The 24,813-nt window shown below is 61.1% G+C and carries 25 protein-coding genes; 5 read left to right on the top strand and 20 right to left on the bottom strand.

The genetic code is table 11. The annotated features are described in order from the left end of the window. The first annotated feature begins 112 nt into the window (after window positions 1-112). A complete protein-coding gene (locus A8V01_RS02910) occupies window positions 113-745 on the top strand; it encodes a prolyl hydroxylase family protein (protein ID WP_103094448.1) in 633 nt (210 codons plus the stop codon). Window positions 746-766: 21 nt separating this feature from the next. Here A8V01_RS02910 and A8V01_RS02905 read toward each other — a convergent pair whose 3' ends face one another. The 12 genes from A8V01_RS02905 to A8V01_RS02850 form a co-directional block, all read right to left on the bottom strand. After that, window positions 767-1,336 (bottom strand): superoxide dismutase family protein, encoded by a 570-nt coding sequence (locus tag A8V01_RS02905; RefSeq protein ID WP_103094447.1) that lies wholly within the window; start codon window positions 1,334-1,336, stop codon window positions 767-769. A gap of 232 nt (window positions 1,337-1,568) precedes the next feature. Next, on the bottom strand, window positions 1,569-1,796 hold the full coding sequence (gene rpmE, locus A8V01_RS02900; protein WP_103094446.1) for a 50S ribosomal protein L31: 228 nt from the start codon (window positions 1,794-1,796) through the stop codon (window positions 1,569-1,571). A 135-nt stretch (window positions 1,797-1,931) separates the two neighbouring features. Continuing rightward, the gene (fabZ, locus tag A8V01_RS02895) at window positions 1,932-2,384 is read right to left on the bottom strand and encodes a 3-hydroxyacyl-ACP dehydratase FabZ (protein ID WP_103094445.1); all 453 of its coding nucleotides are present in this window, start codon (window positions 2,382-2,384) and stop codon (window positions 1,932-1,934) included. A gap of 16 nt (window positions 2,385-2,400) precedes the next feature. Further along, window positions 2,401-3,111, bottom strand: coding sequence for an OmpH family outer membrane protein (locus A8V01_RS02890; RefSeq protein WP_103094444.1), 711 nt, complete (start codon window positions 3,109-3,111; stop codon window positions 2,401-2,403). Next, window positions 3,111-5,741 carry an outer membrane protein assembly factor BamA gene (bamA, locus tag A8V01_RS02885; protein ID WP_245892283.1) on the bottom strand — a complete coding sequence of 877 codons (2,631 nt, stop codon included), beginning with the start codon at window positions 5,739-5,741 and terminating at the stop codon, window positions 3,111-3,113. Before bamA ends, A8V01_RS02890 begins: the two co-directional genes overlap by 1 nt. 160 nt (window positions 5,742-5,901) lie before the next feature. Beyond that, complete coding sequence (rseP, locus tag A8V01_RS02880; RefSeq protein ID WP_103094442.1) at window positions 5,902-7,281, bottom strand: RIP metalloprotease RseP; 1,380 nt, start codon at window positions 7,279-7,281, stop codon at window positions 5,902-5,904. 13 nt (window positions 7,282-7,294) lie between these two features. Beyond that, a complete protein-coding gene (locus A8V01_RS02875; protein WP_103094552.1) occupies window positions 7,295-8,446 on the bottom strand; it encodes a 1-deoxy-D-xylulose-5-phosphate reductoisomerase in 1,152 nt (383 codons plus the stop codon). An 8-nt stretch (window positions 8,447-8,454) separates the two neighbouring features. Beyond that, window positions 8,455-9,228, bottom strand: coding sequence for a phosphatidate cytidylyltransferase (locus A8V01_RS02870; RefSeq protein ID WP_103094441.1), 774 nt, complete (start codon window positions 9,226-9,228; stop codon window positions 8,455-8,457). After that, the gene (gene uppS, locus A8V01_RS02865; protein WP_103094440.1) at window positions 9,215-9,919 is read right to left on the bottom strand and encodes a polyprenyl diphosphate synthase; all 705 of its coding nucleotides are present in this window, start codon (window positions 9,917-9,919) and stop codon (window positions 9,215-9,217) included. The genes A8V01_RS02870 and uppS overlap by 14 nt, the downstream gene beginning before the upstream one ends. Window positions 9,920-9,950: 31 nt before the next feature. Then, on the bottom strand, window positions 9,951-10,508 hold the full coding sequence (gene frr, locus A8V01_RS02860; protein WP_103094439.1) for a ribosome recycling factor: 558 nt from the start codon (window positions 10,506-10,508) through the stop codon (window positions 9,951-9,953). Window positions 10,509-10,511: 3 nt separating this feature from the next. Next, window positions 10,512-11,231 (bottom strand): UMP kinase, encoded by a 720-nt coding sequence (gene pyrH / locus A8V01_RS02855; RefSeq protein ID WP_103094438.1) that lies wholly within the window; start codon window positions 11,229-11,231, stop codon window positions 10,512-10,514. A gap of 105 nt (window positions 11,232-11,336) precedes the next feature. Further along, window positions 11,337-11,765 (bottom strand): winged helix-turn-helix transcriptional regulator, encoded by a 429-nt coding sequence (locus A8V01_RS02850; RefSeq protein WP_103094551.1) that lies wholly within the window; start codon window positions 11,763-11,765, stop codon window positions 11,337-11,339. A gap of 54 nt (window positions 11,766-11,819) precedes the next feature. On the opposite strand from A8V01_RS02850, the gene A8V01_RS02845 reads away from it, so the two are divergent. After that, entirely contained in the window at window positions 11,820-12,428 is a 609-nt protein-coding gene (locus A8V01_RS02845) for an NAD(P)-dependent oxidoreductase (RefSeq protein ID WP_103094437.1), read from the top strand. Window positions 12,429-12,514: 86 nt separating this feature from the next. Here the strand turns inward: A8V01_RS02845 and A8V01_RS02840 are convergent, their stop codons facing one another. The 5 genes from A8V01_RS02840 to A8V01_RS02820 form a co-directional block, all read right to left on the bottom strand. Continuing rightward, the gene (locus A8V01_RS02840; protein ID WP_245892281.1) at window positions 12,515-12,916 is read right to left on the bottom strand and encodes a carboxymuconolactone decarboxylase family protein; all 402 of its coding nucleotides are present in this window, start codon (window positions 12,914-12,916) and stop codon (window positions 12,515-12,517) included. 125 nt (window positions 12,917-13,041) lie between these two features. Then, window positions 13,042-13,965: a translation elongation factor Ts gene (tsf, locus tag A8V01_RS02835; RefSeq protein ID WP_103094436.1), complete on the bottom strand. Its 924-nt coding sequence runs from the start codon at window positions 13,963-13,965 to the stop codon at window positions 13,042-13,044. 119 nt (window positions 13,966-14,084) lie between these two features. Then, window positions 14,085-14,840, bottom strand: a complete 756-nt coding sequence (gene rpsB, locus A8V01_RS02830; protein WP_103094435.1) for a 30S ribosomal protein S2 — start codon at window positions 14,838-14,840, stop codon at window positions 14,085-14,087. 1,012 nt (window positions 14,841-15,852) lie between these two features. Then, on the bottom strand, window positions 15,853-16,689 hold the full coding sequence (pssA, locus tag A8V01_RS02825; protein WP_103094434.1) for a CDP-diacylglycerol--serine O-phosphatidyltransferase: 837 nt from the start codon (window positions 16,687-16,689) through the stop codon (window positions 15,853-15,855). Window positions 16,690-16,706: 17 nt separating this feature from the next. Then, entirely contained in the window at window positions 16,707-17,456 is a 750-nt protein-coding gene (locus A8V01_RS02820; RefSeq protein WP_103094433.1) for a phosphatidylserine decarboxylase, read from the bottom strand. Window positions 17,457-17,813: 357 nt separating this feature from the next. Here A8V01_RS02820 and A8V01_RS02815 point away from each other — a divergent pair, with 357 nt between their 5' ends. The 3 genes from A8V01_RS02815 to A8V01_RS02805 all read left to right on the top strand — a co-directional run bounded on the left by A8V01_RS02815 (window position 17,814) and on the right by A8V01_RS02805 (window position 20,510). Further along, a complete protein-coding gene (locus A8V01_RS02815) occupies window positions 17,814-18,173 on the top strand; it encodes a thermonuclease family protein (protein WP_103094432.1) in 360 nt (119 codons plus the stop codon). Continuing rightward, complete coding sequence (locus tag A8V01_RS02810; protein WP_103094431.1) at window positions 18,164-18,415, top strand: hypothetical protein; 252 nt, start codon at window positions 18,164-18,166, stop codon at window positions 18,413-18,415. Before A8V01_RS02815 ends, A8V01_RS02810 begins: the two co-directional genes overlap by 10 nt. A gap of 568 nt (window positions 18,416-18,983) precedes the next feature. Next, window positions 18,984-20,510, top strand: a complete 1,527-nt coding sequence (locus A8V01_RS02805) for a KAP family P-loop NTPase fold protein (protein WP_103094430.1) — start codon at window positions 18,984-18,986, stop codon at window positions 20,508-20,510. 143 nt (window positions 20,511-20,653) lie between these two features. Here A8V01_RS02805 and A8V01_RS02800 read toward each other — a convergent pair whose 3' ends face one another. The 3 genes from A8V01_RS02800 to A8V01_RS02790 all read right to left on the bottom strand — a co-directional run bounded on the left by A8V01_RS02800 (window position 20,654) and on the right by A8V01_RS02790 (window position 24,734). Next, window positions 20,654-21,469, bottom strand: a complete 816-nt coding sequence (locus tag A8V01_RS02800) for a DNA adenine methylase (RefSeq protein ID WP_103094429.1) — start codon at window positions 21,467-21,469, stop codon at window positions 20,654-20,656. A 140-nt stretch (window positions 21,470-21,609) separates the two neighbouring features. Beyond that, the gene (locus A8V01_RS02795; RefSeq protein ID WP_103094428.1) at window positions 21,610-22,698 is read right to left on the bottom strand and encodes a phage portal protein; all 1,089 of its coding nucleotides are present in this window, start codon (window positions 22,696-22,698) and stop codon (window positions 21,610-21,612) included. A 14-nt stretch (window positions 22,699-22,712) separates the two neighbouring features. Beyond that, window positions 22,713-24,734 (bottom strand): terminase large subunit domain-containing protein, encoded by a 2,022-nt coding sequence (locus A8V01_RS02790; RefSeq protein WP_211294942.1) that lies wholly within the window; start codon window positions 24,732-24,734, stop codon window positions 22,713-22,715. Window positions 24,735-24,813 lie beyond the last annotated feature (79 nt).

Here is a 24,813-nt window from a genome sequence, read left to right as displayed (position 1 = left end):
TTTTGCACAGCCGGCAGATTCTTGCAAAGCAAAAATGACGCTTGATGAAATTTAGCTGCAGGATGCCCTGCGCTCGATTTTCCTGCGCACCGCGCGTGGCTAAGGTCTGCCCATGGACGGCCCCGACGAATCATCGACTGCACGACTGCTATCGCACCCCGGCGTACAACGCTTTCCGTCATCGAGGCTCGACCTGTTCATTCTACGCGATTTTCTAAGCGCGGATCGCTGCGCGCAGCTGATCGACCTGATCGAGACGAACAACCGCCCCTCCACGATTGCAGATTATAACGGCGATGATGCCTTCCGCACGAGTTCTACCTGTGACCTGTCACGCGATTACCCAATCGTCGCGGAACTGGCCCAGGGCTTGTCCACCCTGTCCGGCATCGACCTTGCCCACGCCGAACCGCTTCAGGGACAACGTTACGAAGTAGGCCAGGAGTTCAAGGCCCACACCGACTATTTTGAGCCGAACGCTGCGGATTACGACAAATACTGCAAGGTGCCCGGCCAGCGGACCTGGACCTTCATGATTTACCTGAACAACGTGGAGGCTGGCGGTGCCACCCGCTTCAAGGTCATAGACAAGGTGATCCAGCCCGAAACCGGCAAGCTGATCGGCTGGAACAACCGCCGCTCAGACGGCCGGCCCAACCCGGCAACGCTCCATCACGCCATGAAGGTGCGCAAGGGTCGCAAGTACGTGATCACGCAATGGTATCGTGAACGGCCCTGGGGCTGATCCCAGGGCCGCTCCGACCGTTTACTTTGCCGCGGCAATCACCGCGCAGGCGATACGCCCGCCCGCATTGCCCGAAGGCTGGCTGGTGTAATCGTCAACGCCTGCGTGAATCACCAGCGCCGAACCGTCGGCATCCAGCAAGGATTTTGGCCCCGGCGAAAGGGTCACGCCCGAATTGAGCACCTGCGTCTTGAGAAGGCCATCGGCGCCGACGTTCTGATTCGGCATGTCACCCCCGTGCGGGCCGGTGGCGACCATGTAGCCATGCTGGTGATCGCCGCCGGTGAAGTGGCCGCCGGAACTGTCGAACTTGGTCGCGGTGTCACACACTCCCTTCTGGTGGAAGTGGAAACCGTGCTCACCCGCCGGGATACCCTTTGCCTCAGCGCTGACGAGGACGCCTGCCGGAGTTTCCTGCAACATGACCATGCCAACGGACTTGCCGTCCAGTCCGATCAGATCGGCGTGGATCATCGGCGCGGCCGCTGCGGTGGTGGCGGAATGTCCGGTATGCTCGTCGGCGGCGCTGGCCGAGCCGGCAAGCGAAAGCAGGACTGCCGAGCCGGCAAGGATGCGGGAGGATAGCTTCATATCGTATCTCCGGTGTTTCAGGCTGGATGGCTGCGAAACGCAGCCGCACGCATTGACGTTCCCCCGTCCCACGTGGTCCGGCACGACCCTAAAGCGCTGCACATGAAAGGCAATCGCAAGCAGCTGCGAAATTTCGGCCGGAAGTGTTCCTGCAAGGCAGGCAACAAAAAAGGCGGCCCGAAAGACCGCCTTCTTCGTGAAGCAGGTGCCGGGGCCGATCGGCCCCGCGCAATCACTTCTTCTTGAGCGAGAGACCGCCAAAGCGCTTGTTGAACTGAGCGACGCGGCCGCCCTCGTTCAACTGCTTGGTGCCGCCGGTCCAAGCCGGGTGCGAGGTCGGGTCGATGTCCAGAACCAGCGTGTCGCCTTCCTTGCCCCAGGTCGAGCGGGTCTGGAAGGTGGTGCCGTCGGTCATCTGCACCGTGATGGTGTGGTAGTCGGGATGGGTATCGGCCTTCATGGGTCAATCTCTTTCGCATGTGGCCGGTTCCGACCGGCCTGGCTTGGAAAGCGGCGCGCTTACAGCGAAGCGCGCCGAAATGCAACACGTATCCGAGCTGCCGCCTGCGCCGCGCCACGCGCGAGCGCAGAGCGATCAGCTATCCGCGATCATCGCCGTGAAGTTGACCTCGCAGGTCACCTTGTCGTCGATCGAGGCCTTGCCCCAGAACTTGCACACGCGCGAACGCTTCTGGACGAAGCCGGTACGCAGCGTCAGCAGGTGACCCGGCGTAACGGGCGCGCGAAACTTCGCGTCCTCGATCGCCATGAAATACACCAGCTTGCCGGTCCCGGCGAGGCCAAGGCTTTCGATCGCGAGGATGCCTGCGGCCTGTGCCAGCGCTTCGATCTGGAGAACGCCGGGCATGATCGGACGGCCGGGGAAGTGCCCCTGGAAGAAGTCCTCGTTGAAGCTCACCGCCTTGACGGCCTCGATCTCCTCGTCGGAGATCGAGACTACCCGGTCCACGAGCAGCATCGGGTAGCGGTGCGGAAGCGCCGCCAGGATCTTCGCGGTATCGTACACCACTTCGGTCTTGTCGCTCATGCCCGTGCTTTCCGGATCAGCGGCCCGAGGGCTGCGCTGCGCCAGCGGCGGGAGCGGCCTGCTGACCCTGTGCCGCTGCCTGCTGCGCACGCTGTTCACGAACCTGACGCGGTTCCCAGCCAGCAGGCGGAACCAGCTGCGCCGAAGGGATAGCCGTGTTCAGCTCGTTCAGGATGTCCTGATTGAGGTTGTACGCACCACCATTGACCGCAAGGATCGCGTCGGGCGAGATCAGGATCGAGACGCCCTTCTTGGTCATCGCGGCCTTCACTGCGTCATTCAGCTTGTCTTCGATCTGCTCGTTGACATAGGCCTGTGACAGACCAACCGGCTGCAGGATGCGCTGGAGTTCGGCCTTGCCGCTTTCCTGGATCTGCTGGATGTTGCCGGCCTGCTGTTCAAGCTGGGCCTGCGTGGCCTTGCCACCCTGACGGTCGGCATTAAACTTGTCGATCAGCGGCTTGATCTGAGCGTTGAGCGCGGTCTGGCGGGTCTGCGCCTGATCGAACTGTGCCTTGAAGGTAGTCTGGCGCTGGGTCTCAGCGGTCTTGAACGCGTTCGAGTTGGCGATCACTGCATCGAAGCTCGCGATGCCCAGGCCCTGCACGATGGTGCCGCCCGAAGCGGGGGCCGCGGGAGCGGGCTTGGCCGCCAGTGCGGGCTGCGCGGAAACGGCAGCGAGAGCGAGGCCGGAAGCCAGCGCGGCGGACTTGAGAAGAGTAGTCATCAGAACTGGGTTCCCACGTTGAAGTTGAATGCCTTGGGATCGTCGCCGTCCTGCTTGAGCAGCACGCGCGAGAAGTCGATACGGAACGGGCCGAACGGCGAGTTCCAGTTCACGCCGATGCCGACAGCGACACGCGGCTTCCAGGTATCGCCGGCGAATTCCTCGACGAACCGCGATTGATACTGCGCCACGCCATCAACCAGATAAGGCGTGGACGTGACAGTCGTCGTCTGGTTGCCGTCCGCATCAAGGTAGATCTGGTTACAGCCCGGGTCGCACTGCGTCAGAACCGGCTCCTTGACGCTCCACACCGCACCAACGTCAGCGAAGATCGAAGGACGCAGGCCCATTTCGCGCGCGCCGGAACCCAGCGGAATTTCAAGCTCCGCGCGGCCCATGTAGTAGTAATTGCCGCCCAGCGCGTCATCCTGCCAGTTGCTGCGGCTGGTCGAAGGCTCACCATCGCTGTCGAGATACTTGCGCAGCACGCGCGGGCCCACGCCGCGGATCGCGAAGCCACGGAACTGCGGCTGCCCCAGATAGAAGCGGTCGGTCAGGCGGATATCCTGACCGGACAGGCCCTTGATCGCGCCGCCCTCTGCTGAGAGCGAGAAGATGAAGCCGTGCCCCAGGTTCATGAACTTCGACGCGTTGCCGCGGATGCGCGCATATTTCACGTCGCCGCCCAGCCCGGCGAAATCAACGTTGATCGAAGCGGTGATACCGCGCGTCGGACGCACACGGTTATCGAGCGTGTCGTAGATCAGCGACGTGCCGATGATCGAGCTGAGCCGCTTGCCGATCGCGTCGCACAGATAACGGCCTGCGTAGAGCGGGTCACACTGATAAACGTCCGGATCCTGACGGTACGAATAGTACGTTGCCTTGTCCAAGCTGACATCATCGTAGTTCAGCGTGTAGCTGGCCACGGCAGTCAGGTATTCGGTCAGCGGCACACCCGCACGGACCTGGAAGCCGGTAGTCGACTGTTCGTAGGTCGTGTTGCGATCGGAGTTGTAGTAGTTGAAGCTGTTGTAGTCGCGGCGATAGATGTTCACGCCCAGTGACACGTTCTTGTCGAACAGGTAGGGTTCGACGAAGCTGGCCTCGACGCTCTTCGAATAGCGCGAGATGCTGCCCGACAGGCCCACCGTCTGGCCACGGCCACGGAAGTTGCGCTGACGGATCGACGCCTGGAAGATGAAGCTTTCAAGGCTGGAGAAACCGGCGGAAAGCTGCAGTTCGCCGGTCGGCTTCTCTTCGACGTTGGCTTCCAGCAGAATGCGGTCATCAGCACTGCCGGGCTTCTGCTCGACCTCGAACTTTTCCTGGAAGTAGCCGAGCGACTTGATGCGGTTCGTCGAACGCTTGACCTGCAGCGAGTTGAACGCGTCGCCTTCAGCCAGACGGAACTCGCGGCGGATGACCTTGTCCTGCGTCAGCGTGTTGCCGTTAATGTCGATCTTCTCGACGTAGACGCGCGGCGCTTCCTGAATCACGAAGGTCAACCCCATGGTGAGGTTTTCCTTGTCGCGATCGTACTGCGGGCGCACGTCCGCGAAGGCGTAACCGAACGCGCCCGCAGTCTCGTTCAGGCTGTCGATCGTGTCTTCGACCTGCTTCGCGTTATACCAGTCACCCTTGTGCATCGGCAGGCGCGAAGCCATCTTTTCGCCGTCGAAATCGCGCAGCTGGCTTTCGACTTTCACATCGCCGAACTTGTAGCGTTTCCCTTCCTCCACCACGTAAGTGATGATGAAGTCCTTCTTGTCCGGCGTCAGTTCGGCCACAGCCGAAACCACGCGGAAATCGGCATAACCCTGCGTCAGATAGAACTGGCGCAGCTTCTGCTGGTCGAAGGCCATGCGATCGGGATCGTAGCTGGTGCCCGAACTGAAGATACGGGTGAAGCGCGCTTGCTTAGTCACCATCTGGCCGCGCAACTCCCCGTCAGAGAAGTTGTCGTTGCCGATGATGTTGATCTGGCGGACCTTCGACTTGTCGCCTTCGGTGATCTCGAAGACGATGTCGACGCGGTTCTGGTCGAGCGACACCATCTTGGGCTCGACGGTCGCCGCGTAGCGGCCCTGCCGCTTGTACAGTTCAATGATTCGCGCAACGTCGGCGCGGATCTTGGAGCGCGTGAAGATCTGGCGCGGAGCGACCTTGATCTCCGGCAGGATCTTGTCGTCCTTGATGCGCTTGTTGCCTTCAAGGATGATGCGGTTGACGACCGGGTTCTCCTGGACCGTGATCGTCACCACGCCGTTGTCGAACGCGACCTGCGCATCCTTGAACAGTTCGGTCCCGTACAGGTCCTTGAGCGCAGCGTCGGCGGAAACCTTGGTGTAGTTCTGACCGACGCGCATCTTGATGTAGGACAGCACCGTCTGCGGCTCGAGGCGCTCCGCACCCTTCACCACGATTGTCTGGATCGGCTGACCTTCTTCCACCGGCGCCACGACGGCCGGGGCAGGAGCGGCAGGCGCCGCCGGTACCGGCGCACGCTTTGCGCCCTGCGCGGAAGCCTCCATCGGCATTCCCGCAAGAATGGTGGTCCCGAGGAGCACCGCTGCCACGTGCGAACCCAAACGTGCTCCAGTGCCGCGAACCATTTCCCGTCCGATCATTCTACGCAAAATCCCGTATTCGCTTTCGCGATGAAAAACAGACCACCCGGCGAGGGCGCACCCAGCCTCGCAGGCAATCGCAGCCATCTGCCCGATGGAGCCGGCCCAATCAAGCAGACAAAACCCGGCAATATTGTGATCGCTTGAAAATCCCTTCAGGCTATCCCCCGAAAATAGGGAGAGAGGCGAGGTCATTGACCGTGACGAACACCATCAGCGCCAGCACCAGCGCCACGCCCGTCCTTATGGCCCATTCCTGACTGCGTACACCCAGAGGCCTGCGTCGGACCAGTTCAGCCGCGTAGAAAGCCAGATGTCCGCCGTCGAGGCCAGGAATTGGCAGGAGGTTGATGAATGCCAAGTTAATCGAAATCAGCGCCGCGAACTCCACGAAGGCTTCCCAGCCCAGCGTAAAGGATTGCCCGGAATACTGCGCGATCTTGATCGGGCCGCCCAGTTCGCGCACCGAACGGTCGCCTGTGAATATCTGCGTGATCCCCGTGACCATATTGGCCATGGCGCGCCAGCTTTGCTCGAAACCCAGAGCCACGGCGCTTATCGGACCGACATCTTCGAAGCGGCCGGCGCGCACACCAATCTGGCCGACCTTCTGCATCTTGCCTTGCGCATCCGGCACAGAGCCTTCGGTCACCTTGACCGCGAAGGTGCGCACGTCATTGCCGCGCCGCACGGAAAGGTCGACCGTGCGTCCGGCCTGCGGGCGGATAAGGTCGGGTATATCCTCGAAGCTGGTAATGGCAGTGCCGTTCACCGCGACGATACGGTCACCCACTTCGAGCCCGGCCGCTTCTGCCGGCGAATCGCCATAAAAACCGCCCACGACCGGCGGCATCATCCGCACGCCGAGGTCCCCGATCTTCGCCTTGTTGCCGAACTGGTCGCTGAATTCCTGCGTCGTCAACTTGACCGGCAACGTGATCGTGCGCCCTTCCCGCTCCACGGCGATCGGCAGCGTCTTGCCGGGGAAGTAGGCGACCCGCGCAGGAACTTCCGCGGCGCCGTCGACCTTGTCGCCATCGATCGCGATGATGCGGTCGCCCACCTGCATACCGGCCGCCTGCGCAGGCGAATTATCGGCAAAGCCGCTGATCTCCGCGTCATTCACGACGCGCCCGTAGATAGAGAAGAAGCCCGCGAAGATCGCCACGCACAACAGCAGGTTAGTCAGCGGTCCGGCGAAGACGATCAGGGCACGTTGCCACAGCGGCTTGGAATGAAATGTCTGCGACCGCTCTCGGGGGGAAAGGCGCGCGTCGTCCGGATTGGGCGCGCTTGTCGGATTCATGTCGCCCGCAAACTGCACATATCCGCCCAGAGGTAGTGCAGAGAGCTTCCAGCGGGTACCCCGCTTGTCGGTCCAGCCCGCAAGTTCCTTGCCGAAGCCTATGGAAAAGGCATCCGCCTTCACGCCGAACAGACGACCGACCAGATAGTGGCCCAGTTCATGGATCAGGACCAGCGGCCCCAGCACCAGGAGGAAGGCGAAAATCGTCGTCAGAATTCCTGGTGAACCGGTCAAGCTTTGCCTCTCTTCAGGTGCTGGTCACAAGTACGCGCGCCCTCGCCCGCGCTTCCATGTCCACATCAAGGACGTCGGAAAGGCTGCCCGGCGGAGGCGGTGCGTAGGAACCTAGCACGTCTTCCACTTGTGCAGAGATACGGGTGAACGAAATCTGACCGCCAAGGAACGCGGCAACCGCGATTTCGTTCGCGGCGTTGAGCACGGCCGGGATCGCCCCGCCCGCCTGGGCGGCCTCACGCGCCAGACGGGTGGCGGGAAAGCGCACTTCATCGGGCTTGCGGAAGGTCAGTTCACCGATCTCCGCAAGGTCGAGCGGCGCACACGGTGTATCCATCCGCGCAGGCCATGCCAGCGCGGAGGCGATCGGCACGCGCATATCCGAGGGGCCAAGCTGCGCCAGCGTCGAACCGTCGCGGTACTCCACCATAGAATGGACCACCGACTGCGGATGCACGATGATCCGCAGTCGATCGAGGCCGACGGGAAACAGGTAATGCGCCTCGATCAGTTCAAGGCCCTTGTTGAACATCGTTGCCGAATCGACGCTGATCTTTGCGCCCATGTCCCAGTTGGGATGGCGGATCGCCTCGGCCGGGGTGGCTGCACTCAGGCGCTCCCACGACCAGTCGCGGAACGGGCCGCCGCTGGCGGTCAGCGTGATCCAACGTACATGCGCGCGTTCGTTGCCCGTCAGGCACTGGAAAATGGCATTATGTTCCGAATCAATGGGCAGCAGCGTGGCGCCATACCGCTCGACAGCGGCCATCATCACCTCGCCTGCGGAGACCAGCGCCTCCTTGTTGGCCAAAGCGATGATACCGCCCTGCTCGATCGCCGCCATCGTCGGAGCAAGGCCCGCGCAGCCCACGATAGCCGCGACCGTCACGTCAGCGCCGCGCGCCGCCGCCTCGATCAGCGCCGCAGGGCCACCTGCCGCCTCGATCCCGGAACCGGCAAGCGCATCGCGCAGCGCAGGCAAGTGCGCCTCATCGGCAACAACCGCGATCTCCACGCCGAATTCACGTGCCAGCCCGGCAAGGTCGGCGGCGTTGGAATGCGCAGTCAATGCCACCACACGCCATTCGTCGCGATTGCGCCGGATCAGGTCGAGCGTCGATGCGCCGATGGAGCCGGTAGCGCCAAGCACCGTAAGGGAACGCACAGCACCCGTCATGACAACACCACGATACCCACTGCGAGCAGGAACAGCACCGCCAGCAATCCGTCAACCCGATCGAAAAACCCGCCGTGCCCCGGAATAAGGTTGCCCGAATCCTTCAAGCCCGCGCGCCGCTTCATCCAGCTTTCAAAGAAGTCACCCGCCTGCGCGCAGACGGCGACCAGCAGCCCCGCAATGAGACATGTGACGAAGAGCGGGGTCACTGCCGCCGTGGCGTACCAGCAGGGCTGCGTGCCGAAGCACGACACCGCGTTCGCCGCCGACACATCAGGCGTCAGCCGAATCGCGCCTTCCTGCCACAACCGTGCCGCAGTGAAGAGCGCCAGCGTTGCGCCCAGCGCCGCCCCCATCAGCCCCGACCAGGTCTTGGATGGGCTGATCGACGGGGCGATCTTGGGGCCGCGTAAGGTACGGCCAGTGAAATAGGCCCCCACATCCACCGCGATAACCGTCGCAAGCAGCGTCAGAATCGGCGCAGCAGTGAAAGCGTCGTTGTGCAAGAACAGCAGCATGGCCGCGCCGATTCCGACATAGAGCATGCCCACAAAGTTCCAGGCCGCGCGCGCGCCCGGCCCCGGCGTGATGCGGCGCGCGAGGCGGATCCATTCCCACAGCACGCCCACCGAAACGGCGCAGACGAAGGCGATCCACACCGGCCCGCCCAGCCACAATGCGACTCCTGCCACGGCGACCATCACGATCGCCGACAGTGTCCGCACCTTGAGATCGGACGTGCCCTTCGCAGGAGGCTCAGCGCCCGCCATAACGTCGCTCGCGGGTAGTGAAGGCGCTCAGGGCATCACGCAGGTGATCGGCAGTGAAGTCCGGCCACAGAACGTCAGTAAACAGCATTTCGGCATAAGCCGCCTGCCACAGCAGGAAGTTCGAAAGGCGCACTTCGCCTGACGTGCGGATCAGCAGGTCGAGCGGCGGCAGGTCCGCCGTGTCGAGTTCAGCAGCAATCGTCTCGGGCGTAATCGGCCCCTTGGCCGCCGCTCTCGTCGCCGCGCGGGCGATCTCGTCCTGTGAACCGTAATTCAACGCCACTGCCAGCGTCGTCCCGGTGTTGTGCGCGGTCTTTGCCATCGCACCTTCAACCAGTTCCACCAGTTCGGGCTTGAACGCCTTGTAATCGCCGATGATCTTGAGGCGCACGCCGGCCGCAGCGAATTCGTCGAGATCGGAAAGGATGAAGCGCTTCATCAGGCTCATCAGGTCCGATATCTCGTCCTCGGGCCGCCGCCAGTTCTCGGTCGAGAAGGCGTAAAGCGTCAGCGCTTCCAGCCCGAGTTCGCGTGCACCGCGCACCACCCGGCGCACAGCCTCTACGCCGCGCTGGTGCCCCACCGCGCGGGGAAGCAGGCGCTTCTTGGCCCAGCGCCCGTTACCGTCCATGATGATGGCAACGTGACGGGCGCGAAGCTCTCCCTCACCGGCTTTGACGTCCTTGGCCATCAGGCTCCCTTCTCGACGAAGCACAGTGGCCTCACTTGCCGAGGATTTCCTTTTCCTTGGCCGCGAAGACCTCGTCGAGCCCCTTCACCATTTCGTCGGTCAGCTTCTGGACTTCGGTTTCGCCGCGCTTGCGGTCGTCTTCCGAAATTTCCTTCTTCTTCTCGTCGGTCTTCAGCGCCTCGATACCGTCACGACGCACGTTGCGCACGGCAACACGGGCCTTTTCGGCGTAGGAGCTTGCCAGCTTTGCCAGTTCCTTGCGACGTTCTTCGGTAAGGTCGGGGATCGGCAGACGCAGGGTGTTGCCGTCATTGATCGGGTTGAGGCCCAGACCTGCCGAACGGATCGCCTTCTCGACGGGGCCGATGTTGGACTTGTCCCACACCTGCACCGAAAGCATGCGCGGTTCCGGCGCGGAAATCGTTGCGACCGAAGTGATCGGCATCGCGCTGCCATAGACAGTCACGGTGATCGGTTCCAAAAGCGCGGTGTTCGCGCGGCCGGTGCGCAGACCCGAAAGGTCATGCTTGAGCGCGTCGATCGCGCCCTTCATGCGGCGTTCAAGATCCGCCTTATCGTACTTTGCCATGGCTCAGGCTCCTTTCTGAACGACCGTCTTGGTGCCGCCACCGGCAAGAACAGTGGCAAGGTTGCCCTTCTCGCGGATAGAGAACACGACGATCGGAATTGCATTGTCGCGGCACAACGCCACGGCGGAAGCGTCCATCACCTGCAGATTGTCGGCGAGGACAGTGTCGTAATCGACGGTATCGTAACGCTTGGCGTCGGGATTGCGCTTGGGGTCGCTGTCGTAAACGCCGTCAACGCTGGTGCCTTTCAAAAGAGCATCGCAGCGCATCTCTGCTGCACGCAGCGCCGCACCGGAATCGGTGGTAAAATAGGGAGCACCGACGCCTGCGGCGAAGATGACCACGCGGCCCTTCTCAAGGTGCCGCTCGGCGCGGCGACGGATCACCGGCTCGCAGACCTGGTCCATCTGTACGGCCGACTGCACCCGGGTTTCCACGCCCAGCTGCTCAAGCGCGTTCTGCATCGCCAACGCGTTCATCACGGTCGCCAGCATGCCCATGTAGTCGGCCTGCGCCCGGTCCATACCGCGAGCGGCCCCTGCCATGCCGCGGAAGATGTTGCCGCCGCCGATCACAAGGCAAATCTCAAGGCCCGTTTCCTTGGCTGCCTTAACTTCCTTGGCAAGCTCCGCCACGAAATCAGGATCAATCCCGAACTGCTGGCTCCCCATCAGCACTTCGCCCGAGAGTTTCAGCAGGACGCGCTTATAGGGGGATGACATGCCGCTGGGTCTCCTGTTGGGGGCCGGAAATACTGGAACGGCCCCGGCTTTAGGAGGGCAAGCGCGAATTGCCAAGGGGCTTGGACTGTGGATGAGCGCGGTTCATCACGCGATCAAGGACAGTTCCTCCTCACGCCGGTCATAAGCGACTTGCGCCGACGCCACCGTTCCCATCCGCCGCTCCGCCCAGTCGATCATTGCCTGCAACGCGTCAAGCAGTTCGCGACCCAGCGGCGTGACGGCATAAGTGACCGACACCGGCACCGTGGGCACCACATCGCGCTGCACCAACCCGTCACGTTCAAGCGAGCGGAGCGTCTGGCTCAGCATCTTCTGCGAAATTCCATCGATATGGCGCTTGAGCCCATTGAAGCGCCTCTCTCCAGGTCCAAGCGTCGTCAGGATCAATACACTCCACTTGTCGGCGATGCGATCGAGCAGCAGGCGCGTCGGGCAATCGGCGGCATAGACGTTCGGCGCCGGGCGGGCGGTTTCTCCGGAGTAACCCGGTGCGGTAAAAGTGCCTTCTTGCATGACCACAACCGATATCACATCTGGTCACTATTAGATACCTGATGGAGAACGGGAATGAAGATCACAGTCCTCGGCGCCAGTGGACGGGCAGGATCGGAGATCACCAAAGAAGCTGCCGCCCGTGGCCATGAAGTCGTCGCGATCGCGCGCAACCCCGCCAAGATTCCCAGCATCCTCGGCGTCTCGGCCACCGCAGGCGATGCTTCAGACCCGGACGCCCTCGCCCCGCTGATCGCAGGCAGCGAAGCCGTCATCAGCGCCATGCATTTCGATGTTAGCGCCGAAACCCTGCTCGCCGCGATCCGCAAGGCCGGCATTGCGCGCCTGCTGGTCACCGGCGGCGCTGCCAGCCTCCGGGTCGGCCCCGACAAACGCCTGATTGACACCCCGGACTTCCCCGAGGAATGGAAACCCTTCGCCATGGGCGGCATCACATTCCTCGACGCATTGCGCCAGGTGAACGACGTCGACTGGACGTTCTTCTCTCCCGCTGCCCTGATCTTTGAAGGACCACGCATCGGAAACTACCGCTTAGGCGGCGATGAACTGGTTACGGACGAGGCCGGCGAAAGCAGAATCAGCTTCGCCGACTACGCAACCGCGATGATCGATGAACTGGAAGCCCACAAGCATTCACGGGCACGGTTTACGGCAGCATATTGAACTAGGGCCGGAAGGCCCGGTGCTTCAGGCCGCCTCCGCCAGCGCCCCGCCGATTGAACACACACCATCGACGCCGAGCACGTGGGCTACTCTGCCCAGAACGTTTCACCCTCAGGCAGCCCGCGCGGATCGGTGCCCATCTTTTGCGAATACCGGACGGCAAGCCGCTCCTTTTCCGTCAGCCCACTCAGATCACCGCCAAGTACGGCCTGATACATTGCCTCGCCCGGAGATTCAGCCTGTGCGATCACGCCACCTTCGTAACCCAAAATGCGCAAGTCCCGCTGCGCACGCCAGTTCATGCATACCGTACAGCCATTGATAACGGCCGTCGCGATGCGGACCGCCTCGAACAGTCGCAGCGACAGCCTGGAATACTGGTAAGGCGCCATGGTGAAAGCCCCGGCCGTCTGCACAATCTCCGGCGAATACTCACGCGACAGGTCTGGAATCGGATTGTGCGGCTGGGGAGCGAGTTCGACACGCATAAGGCCTCTCCGGTTGCGCGCGAATCTCGCCGGGCCGGTACGAGGCGATAGTGCGGAAACGAAACGGGCCGCAGAAGCTGATGCTTCTGCGGCCCACGCGTTTCTTCAGCAAGGAAGGGCTGAAATCAGCCAGCCACCGCAGCAGCCACTTCGGCTGCAAAGTCGGTGACTTCCTTCTCGATGCCTTCGCCCAGCTGGAAGCGGACGTAGTCCTTGAGGACGATCTTCGCGCCGGCTTCCTTGCCTGCCTGGTCGACGACCTGCTGGATCGGGGTCTTATTGTCCATGACGAAGATCTGCGACAGCAGCGCGTTTTCCTTGGCGTACTTGGCGACTGCACCTTCGACCATCTTGGCCTGCACGGCTTCGGGCTTGCCCGACTCGGCTGCCTTTTCCTGCGCGATCTTGCGCTCACGCTCAATCAGATCGGCGTCGAGGTCGTCCGCGTTGAGGGCCAGCGGGAAGGCAGCAGCGATGTGCATCGCGATCTGCTTGCCAAGTGCTTCGAGAACGTCGGCCGAAGCTTCCGATTCGAGAGCGACGAGCACGCCGATCTTGCCGAGGTTCGGAGCAGCCGCATTGTGCATGTAGGGAACGACGACGCCCTGGGCGACTTCGACAGTCTTCATGCGGCGAACCTGCTGGTTCTCACCGATGGTCGCGACATTGTTGGTCAGCGCGTCAGCAACAGTGGTGCCGCCCGGGTAGGCAGCGGCCTTGAGCGCTTCAACGTCGTCACCTGCAACGCCGAGGGCAGCTTCGGTGGTCTTGCGGACGAAGTCCTGGAACTGATCGTTCTTGGCGACGAAGTCCGTTTCCGAATTGACTTCGACCGCGACGCCCTTGGTGCCGGTCACGGCAACGCCGACCAGACCTTCAGCGGCGGTGCGGCTGGACTTCTTGGCTGCAGCAGCCAGACCCTTGGCGCGCAGCGCGTCGATCGCAGCTTCGATGTCGCCACCGGTTTCGTCGAGAGCCTTCTTGCAGTCCATCATGCCGGCGCCCGAGCGCTCGCGCAGGTTCTTCACGTCAGCGGCGGTGTAAGCCATCGCTCAAATCCTCTTGTTGAGTGGGGAGCCTTGTTCGGGCTCCTTGAAACAGGTGCGCGCCGGGCCACATGGACCCGGCGCGCGACAATTCCGTGACGAAAGTGTCGTCGGCCGGGCTATTAAGCCTCGACTGCCTCTTCGGCGACCGGCTCGTCGAACGAACCGATATCAGCACCGCTGTCGACCACGGCGGCACGACCACCCTTGGTCGCGGCCTGAGCGATCGCTTCGCAGTACAGACGAACGGCGCGGCTTGCGTCGTCGTTGCCGGGGATCGGGAACGCGATGCCCTGCGGGTTTACGTTGGTGTCGAGCACGGCGACAACCGGGATGCCAAGTACGTTGGCTTCCTTGATGGCCAGCTCTTCCTTGTTGGCGTCGATCACGAACATCACGTCCGGGATGCCGCCCATGTCGCGGATACCACCGAGCGACAGTTCCAGCTTGTCACGCTCACGGGTCAGCTGAAGGACTTCCTTCTTGGTCAGACCGGCGGTGTCGCCAGCCAGCTGCTCTTCAAGAGCCTTGAAGCGCTTGATCGAACCCGAGATGGTCTTCCAGTTGGTCAGCATGCCGCCCAGCCAGCGGTGGTTGACGTAGTGCTGGCCGCAAGCGCGAGCAGCCTGCGCGATCGGCTCCTGCGCCTGGCGCTTGGTGCCGACGAAAAGAACCTTGCCACCGGCCTGGACGGTCGACTGAACGAATTCGAGAGCGCGCGCGAAGAGCGGCACGGTTTGCGACAGGTCGATGATGTGGATCCCGTTGCGCGCGCCGAAGATGTACGGCTTCATGCGCGGGTTCCAGCGGTGGGTCTGGTGGCCAAAGTGGGCGCCAGCTTCAATGAGCTGCGACATGGTGACGACAGGTGCCGCCATAGTAGAATTCCTTTCCGGTTGAACCTCTGGAAGACAGGAACCCGGCGGAGACCCCGCCAAAGCACCGGTATTTGCGCCTTCCATGTGGATTGCCCGCCCCGAGTCGCACCGGGCAATCCGGCCGATCTCCAAGCGAACGGGGCGCCCTTAGACGGATTGACCCATAAAATCCAGCCCCAATTCGCCGCAAACCCTTGTCACCTCATCGTCAAAGTGACCGATTTCCGCCTTTCTCAAGGGCTTTCGTCGGAACTCACCGCGCCTTGCGGTTTTCTCGAAGCAAAGCTGGTGATAAGTTGGTTAACGAGCCAAACATCAGAAAATGCTCAGGTTTCGACCGAAAGGGGCGCCAAGAAAGGCGGGGTGGGCGCGAAACCGAAATAAGAAGGTCGCTCGCAAATGACTATCGTCACATCGATCCTGTTCGGCCTCGCTGCTGCAGCAGCCATGATCACGATCTGGAACAGCATCGCCACGGCCCTGCCCACACTCCGATCGTTGCACCGAATGCTCTGCGCCGGTGATGCTGCGCCGCCGGTTCGGATAACAACCCTCCAAACACGCGATGCTGCAGAGGCACGCCGATGCCGACGGGTGCACAAGCAACGCCATCCAAAGCCGGTCACGCACCGTCGGCATCGATATGCAAATCGTACACACGCCGCTTGAAGGTTGATTTCGGGCAGGATTCAAAAAGCGCTTGACTCAGTTGGAACAAAAAGTGAACTAAGCCCTATCGGAACATTATTAGAACAGATTTTTGATTTTCACAAGTTGTCCACAGCCCGCCGGCCAGGCAAGGGCGAAGGTTATAAAGGAACGGTCATGACTGCATTCGCTGCCTGTCTTTTTGCCCTCGCCGCGATGGCTTCGGCATTTTCGATCCTGATGACGATCCGCCGCTATGGCCCCCATGCCATCACATTTCCGACCCAACTCGCGGCCTGCCCCGGAACTATGGTTGTGACGTGGAAAGTGATCGAGCGCGTGCAGGTGCCCACGCTCGCATCGCTCAGGAAGCGCCAGGCCCGCCGTGTTCCGTCGCGTCTGGAATGGCCGGGTACAGCGCCGATGGATCTTGCCGCCTAACCCTGGTGTAAGTGACAAGGCCGACCGGGATCAGCAACAGATATACGATAGTCACCACCGCAAGGGTAAACCACGGCTCGATTAGCAGCGCCGCCATCGTCAAGCCAACCAGCGCAAGCACACCAAGCCGCAGATGCGGCGGAGGGCGCATGCGCGACCAGGCCAGCGTTGGAATGCTTGAAATCATCAGGAAAGCCACAAGGACCATCCATCCACTCACCAGGATCGGATTCGCGAATTCGGGCATTTGGCCGCTCGCCACCCACAGGTAGAGCGGCAGGAACGTAAGACCCGCGCCTAGCGGCGCCGGAACCCCGGTCAGGAAGCCCGCCGACTTGTGGGGCTGATCCAGCATGTCGAGCCGCGCATTGAACCGCGCAAGCCGAAGCACACAGCAGATCGCGAAAGCCAGCGCTGCGATCCACCCCATGCTGGGGAGCTGATGGAGCGTCCATAAGTAGACGATCAGCGCAGGAGCCACGCCAAAGGAAATCGAGTCGGCCAGACTATCGAGTTCGGCCCCGAAACGCGTCTGCGCCTTGAGAAGTCTTGCGGCCCGGCCGTCGATACCGTCGAGCAGTCCGGCAAGGATCACTGCCTGCACGGACTTCTCGAAATCCCCTGCGATCGCGAAGCGAATCCCCGTCAGGCCGGAGCAGAGCGCCGCTGCGGTGATCGCATTGGGAACCACGGCACGGACTGAAAGGCCGGGAGCGAGCCGCCGACGCGGCGCATTACCGGGAACTTCATCGAGATCCATTCCCGGTTGCTCGTCGGTCACTGGGCAATGCCCTCGATCAGCGGCGCGCTGCCGAGTTCAGCCAGCACTGTTTCACCCGCCACGATCTTCTGACCCATCAGAACCTTGGGCTCGACGCCCGCAGGAAGATAAACGTCGACACGGCTGCCGAAACGAATCAGGCCGATACGCTGCCCGGATGCGATGATGTCGCCCGGCTTCACGAACGGCACGATGCGGCGGGCGACCAGGCCGGCGATCTGCGTGAAACAGATACGCAGCCCATCGTTACGCTCCACCAGAATGTGTTGACGTTCATTCTCTTCGCTCGCCTTGTCGAGATCCGCGTTCACGAACTTGCCCGGGATATAGATCACCCGCTTGATCGTGCCGCTGATCGGTGAGCGATTGATGTGAACATCGAACACAGACATGAAGATGGAAATGCGCGTCACCAGATCAGTCGGCATCGGCGCGTTGCCGCTGCCATCATCCATGGTGAGTTCACGCGGGGGCGAAACCTTGCCGATCAGTGTAACCAGTCCATCGGCAGGCGCGACTATCGCTCGCTCATCCTGCGGAGTGACGCGGATCGGATCACGGAAGAAGGCAAGCACGCAAACCGTCAGGAAGGCCAGCGGCCAGCCGAACCACGGCCCCCACAAAATCCATACGATCGCAGCCACAACGCCTGCGATGGCGCCGAACTTGCGGCCTTCCTTGTGAATGGCGGGCCATTGCCACGACGCTTCGCCGCGACCTTGATTATCGAGAATGTTTCCGGGCATCGCTCTCGTCTAGCCAGTGTGCGTCAGTACCGCAATGCTACCGCGCGCGGGTTGTTCCCTGTCCACGGGAAAGGCTCGAAATGCCTGCACGGCTATCGCCCCCTCGCACCGGGACAGCATCGATTTTCAGAGTGAAAACCCTTAAGGGGGCCGGCGCTCATTCGCCGGGTCAGCTGGTGGTGGACAGGGCTGGTGTCCGACTTTTCCTATGTTTCAAATAGATGGTTTGTCACCCCTCAGTTTTCCACCCACGCATTTCTGCCGAGTCCCGAAGTAGTTGGCGAACCAATACCATAATCCATTTCAGCCCGCTCAACTCAGTTGCGCGGGCCGTTTTCATTTTGCTACCGGCCGGCGGTGTCACTGATTCTCGCCGCAGCCTGCATCGCTTCCGTCCATGATGGTGATACCGTCCGGCTTTGCTCCGGCGAGCGGGTGCGCCTGGCTAACATCGACGCGCCAGAAGTCGCTGGTTCACCTCGATGCACCGCAAGAAACCGAGCGCGCCTCGCGAATTCGAAAAATCCGCCGTGGTGCGATACCGAACGCGGCAGCGCGAGTCGCGACGCACTGCGCGCGTTCCTCTCCAGCGGCCTGCCATCGATCCAGCGCAACGGCTCCGATCGCTATGGGCGCACCCTCGCGACCTTATCCGTCAATGGCGTTGATGCGGGCAGCTACCTGATCGCGAGCGGCCTCGCCAAACCATGGCGATGATACCCTCCTCCTATTTCTATCTGGTCGACATCGAGACGGACGAGCCGCTGGCAATCTTCTCGGCGGCCGACTGCCGTACCTATGCAGAGCTGCACGCGCTCGAGGCCCGTATCCGCGCGAACCACGATGTCGATGATGTGATTAGCGGCCTTGCCTTGAGGGATAGCGTCAGCGCCCCGTTGCCGCCGGAACAGGCTCGCCACGTCATGCGCCAGCAAGCTCGCCGGTCTCGCAACCTCTGATCGCCGCTGCGCACTGTAGCGCACAAATCCGCACAACCTCAGTCGCACTGTCGGCCTTCGTTACGCTCAAAGCGTCGACGCACTGAAACCCGCAGTCTACCGTCACTCACCTGACAGTGGGGGGTATGCGTCGCAACCACATAATATTCCTAACATCGCCATTTTTTCAAAGGGTTGCGGCCTAATATATTCCTAATATTGTTATAATGAGATTATATGTAAGAGAGATAATATTAGCCGTGTCGGAAATCGCGTGTTTTCAATGATATAAGGTCGGAGCCAAAAAAATATTATGTCTGATTAGGTCCGCGACCTAATATCAAAAACGGCAGATTTCCGCCGCTTTTCGGGCCATTTTTTGGGCAGGTTAGGAATATTAGGCCTTTGCAAGGTCTGGGGTACTCTGCTGGCCGCGCGGAGCCCTGGCCCAAATGCACAATTTTCAACGAAGAAGGGGGAAGCGAGGCGTGGGGGCGAGCGCGGGCGCAGGTGGTTTAATTACGTCGTTTCGCTACGATCGGTGGCGAATCCGTTTGCCGCATGCGGCGATACAGAAGCCGAGGAACCGATGGAACAGAACACCGTGTTGGAAGATGACGACGTTTGGAAGGGCGATCTGTTCAGCCGCCGAGAAGAAGCTTTGCTTCTGCAAGCGTATATCGAAAGCGTTTCCGAGCGCCCTTCCTCACGGGAAGACAAGCGCGCCTTTACGATTGCCGTCGATGCAGGGTACGGCGAGGGAAAAAGCTTCTTCTTACGCCGCTTCGCTGATCACATGAGCCAAAATCACCCGGTGGCGTTCGTTGATGCTTGGGCAGATGATCTGGCCGACCAACCGCTCACCGCCTTGGCGGCCACTTTAAATACAGCCCTCAAGCCATTCATGACCGAGCCACTGATCCAAGGGAAAATGGCAACATTTCTGCGCAAATCTGGTCAGGTGGCAAAGATTGCAGGAATCGGCCTGCTTCGACGCGGGCTGGGTTTGGTGATCACCGGTGGAGCCGTCGATGGAATAGATAGTGTGCTCGCATCGACAGACCTCGCGGTTAAGGAAGTAATCGAAGATGGAATGGCGGACGTAGGCCAAGGACTGGTCGATGACACCGCGAATGGAATCACCAGCGTCGGAGCTAACGACCTCATGCAAACTCGAATTGATGAGTTTGAAGCCGGGCGAGCAGCGATCCAGTCTATGAAAGACAGTCTTTCCGGCCTTATTGACGCATTGGAGCACACAACATCACACCCGCCAATTATAATCATAATAGACGAACTCGACCGCTGTCGCCCAACTTATGCAGTAAAATTACTTGAGGAAATTAAGCACCTTTTCGACGTTAGCGGAATAGTTTTTATTTTAGGTATAAATACACAACAACTGTCTCATTCTGTTGCAGGGGCATACGGGTCCAAATTCGATGGAATTTCTTATCTGAAACGATTTATCGATCGGCAGTATAAACTAGCCAAGCCTGAATTTGACAAACTGGTAAGACAGCAGTGTTTGCAAGCCGGGATCGGCTCAGCACAGATAGCGTTTCCACAAATTATGAACTTTAAATCTCATCTGCAAGCGAAGGATCTAGCCGAAATTATTTCTTGGTATATGCAGATCTATCAGCTCACTGCTCGAGACAGCTTTCAGTTAATTGACATTCTTCAAACGTCAGTATCCCTGTCCGAGGGCAAACAACTGCATGGCGCTTTATTAGTCCCTCTTGCGATTGGTCATATGAAGGGTAAGCCGGCTGGCGAAATTCCTGACCGCCCAACCGATCACACGATCGGATATCGCAACCGCATAAACAACAACGGAAAGATACAAACTGAAGATATTTCTATACATAGATTGGCTGAAGATTTTATTTACTCGTCGAAGATATCTAAGAGCGAATTCTATAAATCATACAGTGAAAACAATGCATCTGTCGGAATTATAGCAGCATCTACCGCTATAGATTGGGATAATGAAAAACCACCTCTGAACGACATGACTCGATACCATGATTTAATTGAGGCTGTCGGACGCTTTAGAAATCCGAAAGTGGGCGAATCGGCTTGGCCAGTCGAGGAACCGCGATATCTCAGCTAGTGGTCAGTTTCAGCCGGATGGTTCCCTGAGGAACGGCGAAAATCTGCGCCTTTGAGCATCATTCAGTGGGGCTCATCCGTTGCGCTCATACCACTAGTGTATGAGGCGGGTGCATGGGAAACGTTCGCCCGCCTCATTGCTTGTCAGTTGGTGATGATGACTTCGCCCACGGCCTTCGCCTTCCCGTTGCCGCCCACGCTGTATGACAGCCGCTCTTCGCGGAAGGTGAACCCGGCGAAGATCCGGCGCACCTCCGGGTGATCGTTGAGCGAGACGATGAAGCGCCCCCGGATCGTGCGCAGCTGCTGCGCCATCAGCTCGAACTGGCTCCTGTCGAACAGATCACGGCCATAGTCGCCTTCGCAGCCGAAGTAGGGAGGGTCGAGGTAGAACAGCGTACCGGGACGATCGTACCGGCGAATGAAGTCGCTCCACCCCAGGCGCTCGATCACCACCCCGGTCAGGCGGTCATGAACGGCCTCGATCATCGGCCCGAGCTTCGTCACGTCGAATCGCGCCGGCCCGTCGATGACGACGCCGAAGGTCTTTCCCCTCACCTTTCCGCCGAATGCCAGGCGCTGAAGGTAGAGGAAGCGCGCCGAACGCTGCAGGTCCGTCAGTGAGCTGGGCTCTAATGCCAGTAACTTCTCAAAGTTGGCGCGCGTGGTGATCTGGAAGCGCAGCATGTCGAGGAAGGCGACGTAATGATGCTGGATAACGCGGAAGAAGGTTGCAACATCCTCGGACCAGTCGTTGATGACTTCGCCTTTCGGACGCTGATCGCGGCGCAGGAACACGCCGCCCATGCCGACAAACACTTCGGCATAGGTGGTGTGCTCGATCGAATTGATGAGGGCGACAAGACGCTTCGCGAGCTGGCGCTTGCCACCGATATAGGGCGCCAGCGGACGCGTGGGATCGACGGGTGTAAACGTGCATTCGGGGATCGACACTGACATGATCGTTCTCTATTTGTTCGCACGCCGATTCGGCAGGCGGGATGGTCCCGAGGCGGGACCGATCTGGATCATGACGAGCGTGGTTCGTCGGACTTGGGGCGTTGCCGCGCCCCGGTCCCCCGCCTTTCGACGGGGCGGGGTTAGAGGGTGCCGGCGGGCAGCTTACGGAAACCGTCGCCGGTCTGCCGGATGATGCTGCCGTCCGCGCAGACGTAGTCTGCGAATGCAAGTACCGGCGAGCCAAACCATTCGTTCATGCGCAACATGCGCCGCGCGATCGGCACGATCTCGGTTTCGTAGTAGGCATCGCGCGCTTCACTGATCTTGCCGAAGCCGCCATTGTTCTGCGGGATGATGCCGATCAGCTGGGGCGGGGTACGATGCGCCGCGAGCATGTCATCGCGACTGATGTTCTTCACCGCCGAGAATTCGTCCTTCGCCGTCACATCGGCGATCGGCATGATCTGGATGCCATCCTTCTTCCCATTCGGGATGTAGACCAGCATGTTCTTGAAGTTGCCCACGCCCTTGGCGGAGCGTAGCTTGTCCTCGAGCATATCGACCGTCTTCTGGTCCGCCAGGGCATCGCTCACGTAGAACACGAAGCCGGCATGCGCGCCGTTGAGGTAATAGCGGCGACGGAACAGCGTGGCGTTCTCGGCCAGCAGGCCCGACTGCAGCGCCGACAGCCATTCCGGCACCCCGTAGACTTCCTGCGCGACGTCGGGCTGCTGGAGATGGAAGATGCGCCCCGCCTGAAACTCGTGCTCCTGTCCGATAGCCTGATTGACGAACCAGTAGACGTCAGGTGCGATGCCGGCACGGGTATGGATAGCAGGAGTATGCTCGGCCCGCGCGCTGCGCCCCGCCATGTTGGGCACGTCCTCGAGATAGCCGTTGCCCATCTGCAGGAAGTCCAGGGCGAACCGCTCGAATGCGTCGGACGACAGCCAGCGCGAGGGCTGCTGCTGGGCCACCAGCAGATTGACCTTGAGAGCAATGGCGCTGCGATGGTGCGGGCTCATGTTGAACGCCTGCGCCAGCTTGCCCATGGGCATGGGCGGTTCGTACCAGCGCCCATTGTGCCACACCTCAAAATACATGCTGAGATCGCGGCGATCGAGCACGCCTTCGGGATCTCCGAACGAGAAGACAGCCGCGTGGGCCGGGTGCTTTACGGCATCGGCCGTCACGGTCTCCACCACTTCGGTTGCAAGGGCATCGGTCATGGAAGTGGCTCCTGTCAGTCTAGGAAGCGGATCGTGCCGCCGGTGCCCTCTGCGGCGGTGCCGACGTCGAGCGGTTCATTGGAAAGGGCGTGCAGAAGCGCCCACGCGACATCGGCGTGGCCGACCTCGCCGTTACGCGTGGCGATGTAGGTCACGCCCTTCTTGCTGCCGGTGAGCGCGGGGCGAATCGCCATGAGCGCGGCCATGAGGTCGCTCCACCCGGCATCGAATTCGATGCGCTGTGTGCGGAAGATGTTCTGCCCCTTGAGGACCAGCGCCGTCTTGCTCGCCACCGAGTATTCGATCTTGCGGGCCATCGGGAACCACTTGCGCACGTGTTCCCATACAGCGAGACCATGGCCGGTGGTGTCGATCGCGATATCGGTTACGCGGTAGCGGTCGTAGACCTTGCGAATCTCCGCAGCCTGCCCCGCGAAGTCGAGGTTTGGGAGCCGGATTTTCTCCAGCACACGGAACTTGCCCCGCCCTGCCTGCTCCGGCGGAGCGACGACGATCAGCGCTGCATCGTCACGGCCCTGCTTGTTCGGATCGTAACCCACCCACACCGGCTTGTCGCCGAAGGGGCGGCCGCCGGGAATCTCGATCAGGGCGGGCCGGAAGTCGCGCCAGCGATAGAAGCTGTCCACCCGCGCCGGGGCGATTCGCGCGAACGGGAAGCTGCTCTCCGAATCATCGACGTCCTCGCACTCATAGAGGTTGCGGAACGCCTCTTCCGAATACTTGGCCCGCTGCATCTCCACATCTACAAGGCGGCTCAGCCCCATCGCGCAGGCATCGTGGATCGTCAGGATTTGCTGCCAGCTGCCGTCGGGCATGATGGCACCGCGACGCAGGTTCTTCAGGCTGATGTCGAACGGCTTTTGCGCGCGCTTCTCGCGGCCCCGGTTCCACTCCTCACCCGCCCACCAGGCGTAGCTTTCATGCGTCTTGGTCGACGGCGTCGAGAAATACGTTTCCTTGTAGATCTTGTGCGTCGTCATGCCGCTGGCGACACGGTTCAGTTCAGCGAAGCCGTGGACCCAGGCATATTCGTCGAAGTAGAGGTCGCCGCTCTCTCCCTGCGCCGTCGCGGAGTTGGTCGACAGGAAATAGAAGCCCACCTGGTCCAGTGCGGGGCCGGTGGCGTCGCCCTCCTCGTCCTCGGGGTACTGACCCGCGAAGTCGAGGGTGATGATCTTGCCCTTGAGTTCGACGCCGGTGACGCGACGTACCCAACTGACGATCTCGCGCCGGAACTTGAGCGCCTGGCGCTCGGACGCGGAAAGGAAAATCTGGTTGCGCGGAGCGTCCTCGAGCGCGAAGCGATCCTTGCCCTGCCCCGCCAGCACAGCCTCGCCGACCTTGGCGAGCGCCTCACGCGCAAAATACCATGTCGCGCCGACCTGACGGCTCTTGCGGATCTTTCGCGTGCGCTGGTGGCGCTGCTCCCACCACAGCTCCTGATATTCGAAGTTGCGGTCGTGGAAATCGTCGAGCAGATCCTGCCACTGTTCCAGCGTCAGGAAATTCTTGCGCTTCTCCGCGCGCTTGGCCTTGGCCTGGTCGTTGTTCCGATTGCCGACCTTGGGGTTGAGGTCGCCCTCCCTGCCGGTTTCGTTGTACTTGCGGATCCGCGCCGTGCGCTCGAGCTGGCGGGTCAGGAAGTCGATCCGCTTCATGTCGCCTTCGGTGAGCGGATCCTTGTCGATCAGGTTGCCAACTGCCACCTCAATGCGATCGTCGATTATATCGACCGTGGGGTTCGTCTCCCACCCGTCGCGGCGCGACCAGCTTGCCAGCGTATTGTAGTTGATGCCCAGCTCTTCCTCGATCTGGGTCAGCCTCCACCCGCGCCAGAACAGCGAGCGCGCTTCGCGGCGCTGCGCGCGGGCAACCTGCCGGCTGATCGCGGCTCCTTCGCTTTTGGCAGGTTTGGGGGCGGCATGGGGCATGGGCATGCCATGCACCGCGTCTACCCCCTTCTGGCGATGGGCAGCGCGGGTGAAATCCAGCGTTACCGCGCCCGCGCGTTGCAAGATTGCCGCCGGTGGGGCCTGAACACGTCATCAGACGCCGGGCGCCGCAACCGCCCTTTTCAGGACCGAACGCGGAGCC

The sequence above is a fragment of the Novosphingobium guangzhouense genome, from assembly GCF_002896965.1.
Taxonomy (GTDB): domain Bacteria; phylum Pseudomonadota; class Alphaproteobacteria; order Sphingomonadales; family Sphingomonadaceae; genus Novosphingobium; species Novosphingobium guangzhouense.
The sequence above is the reverse complement of the archived record's forward strand: the minus strand, read 5'-3'. Positions and strand labels throughout refer to the sequence as shown.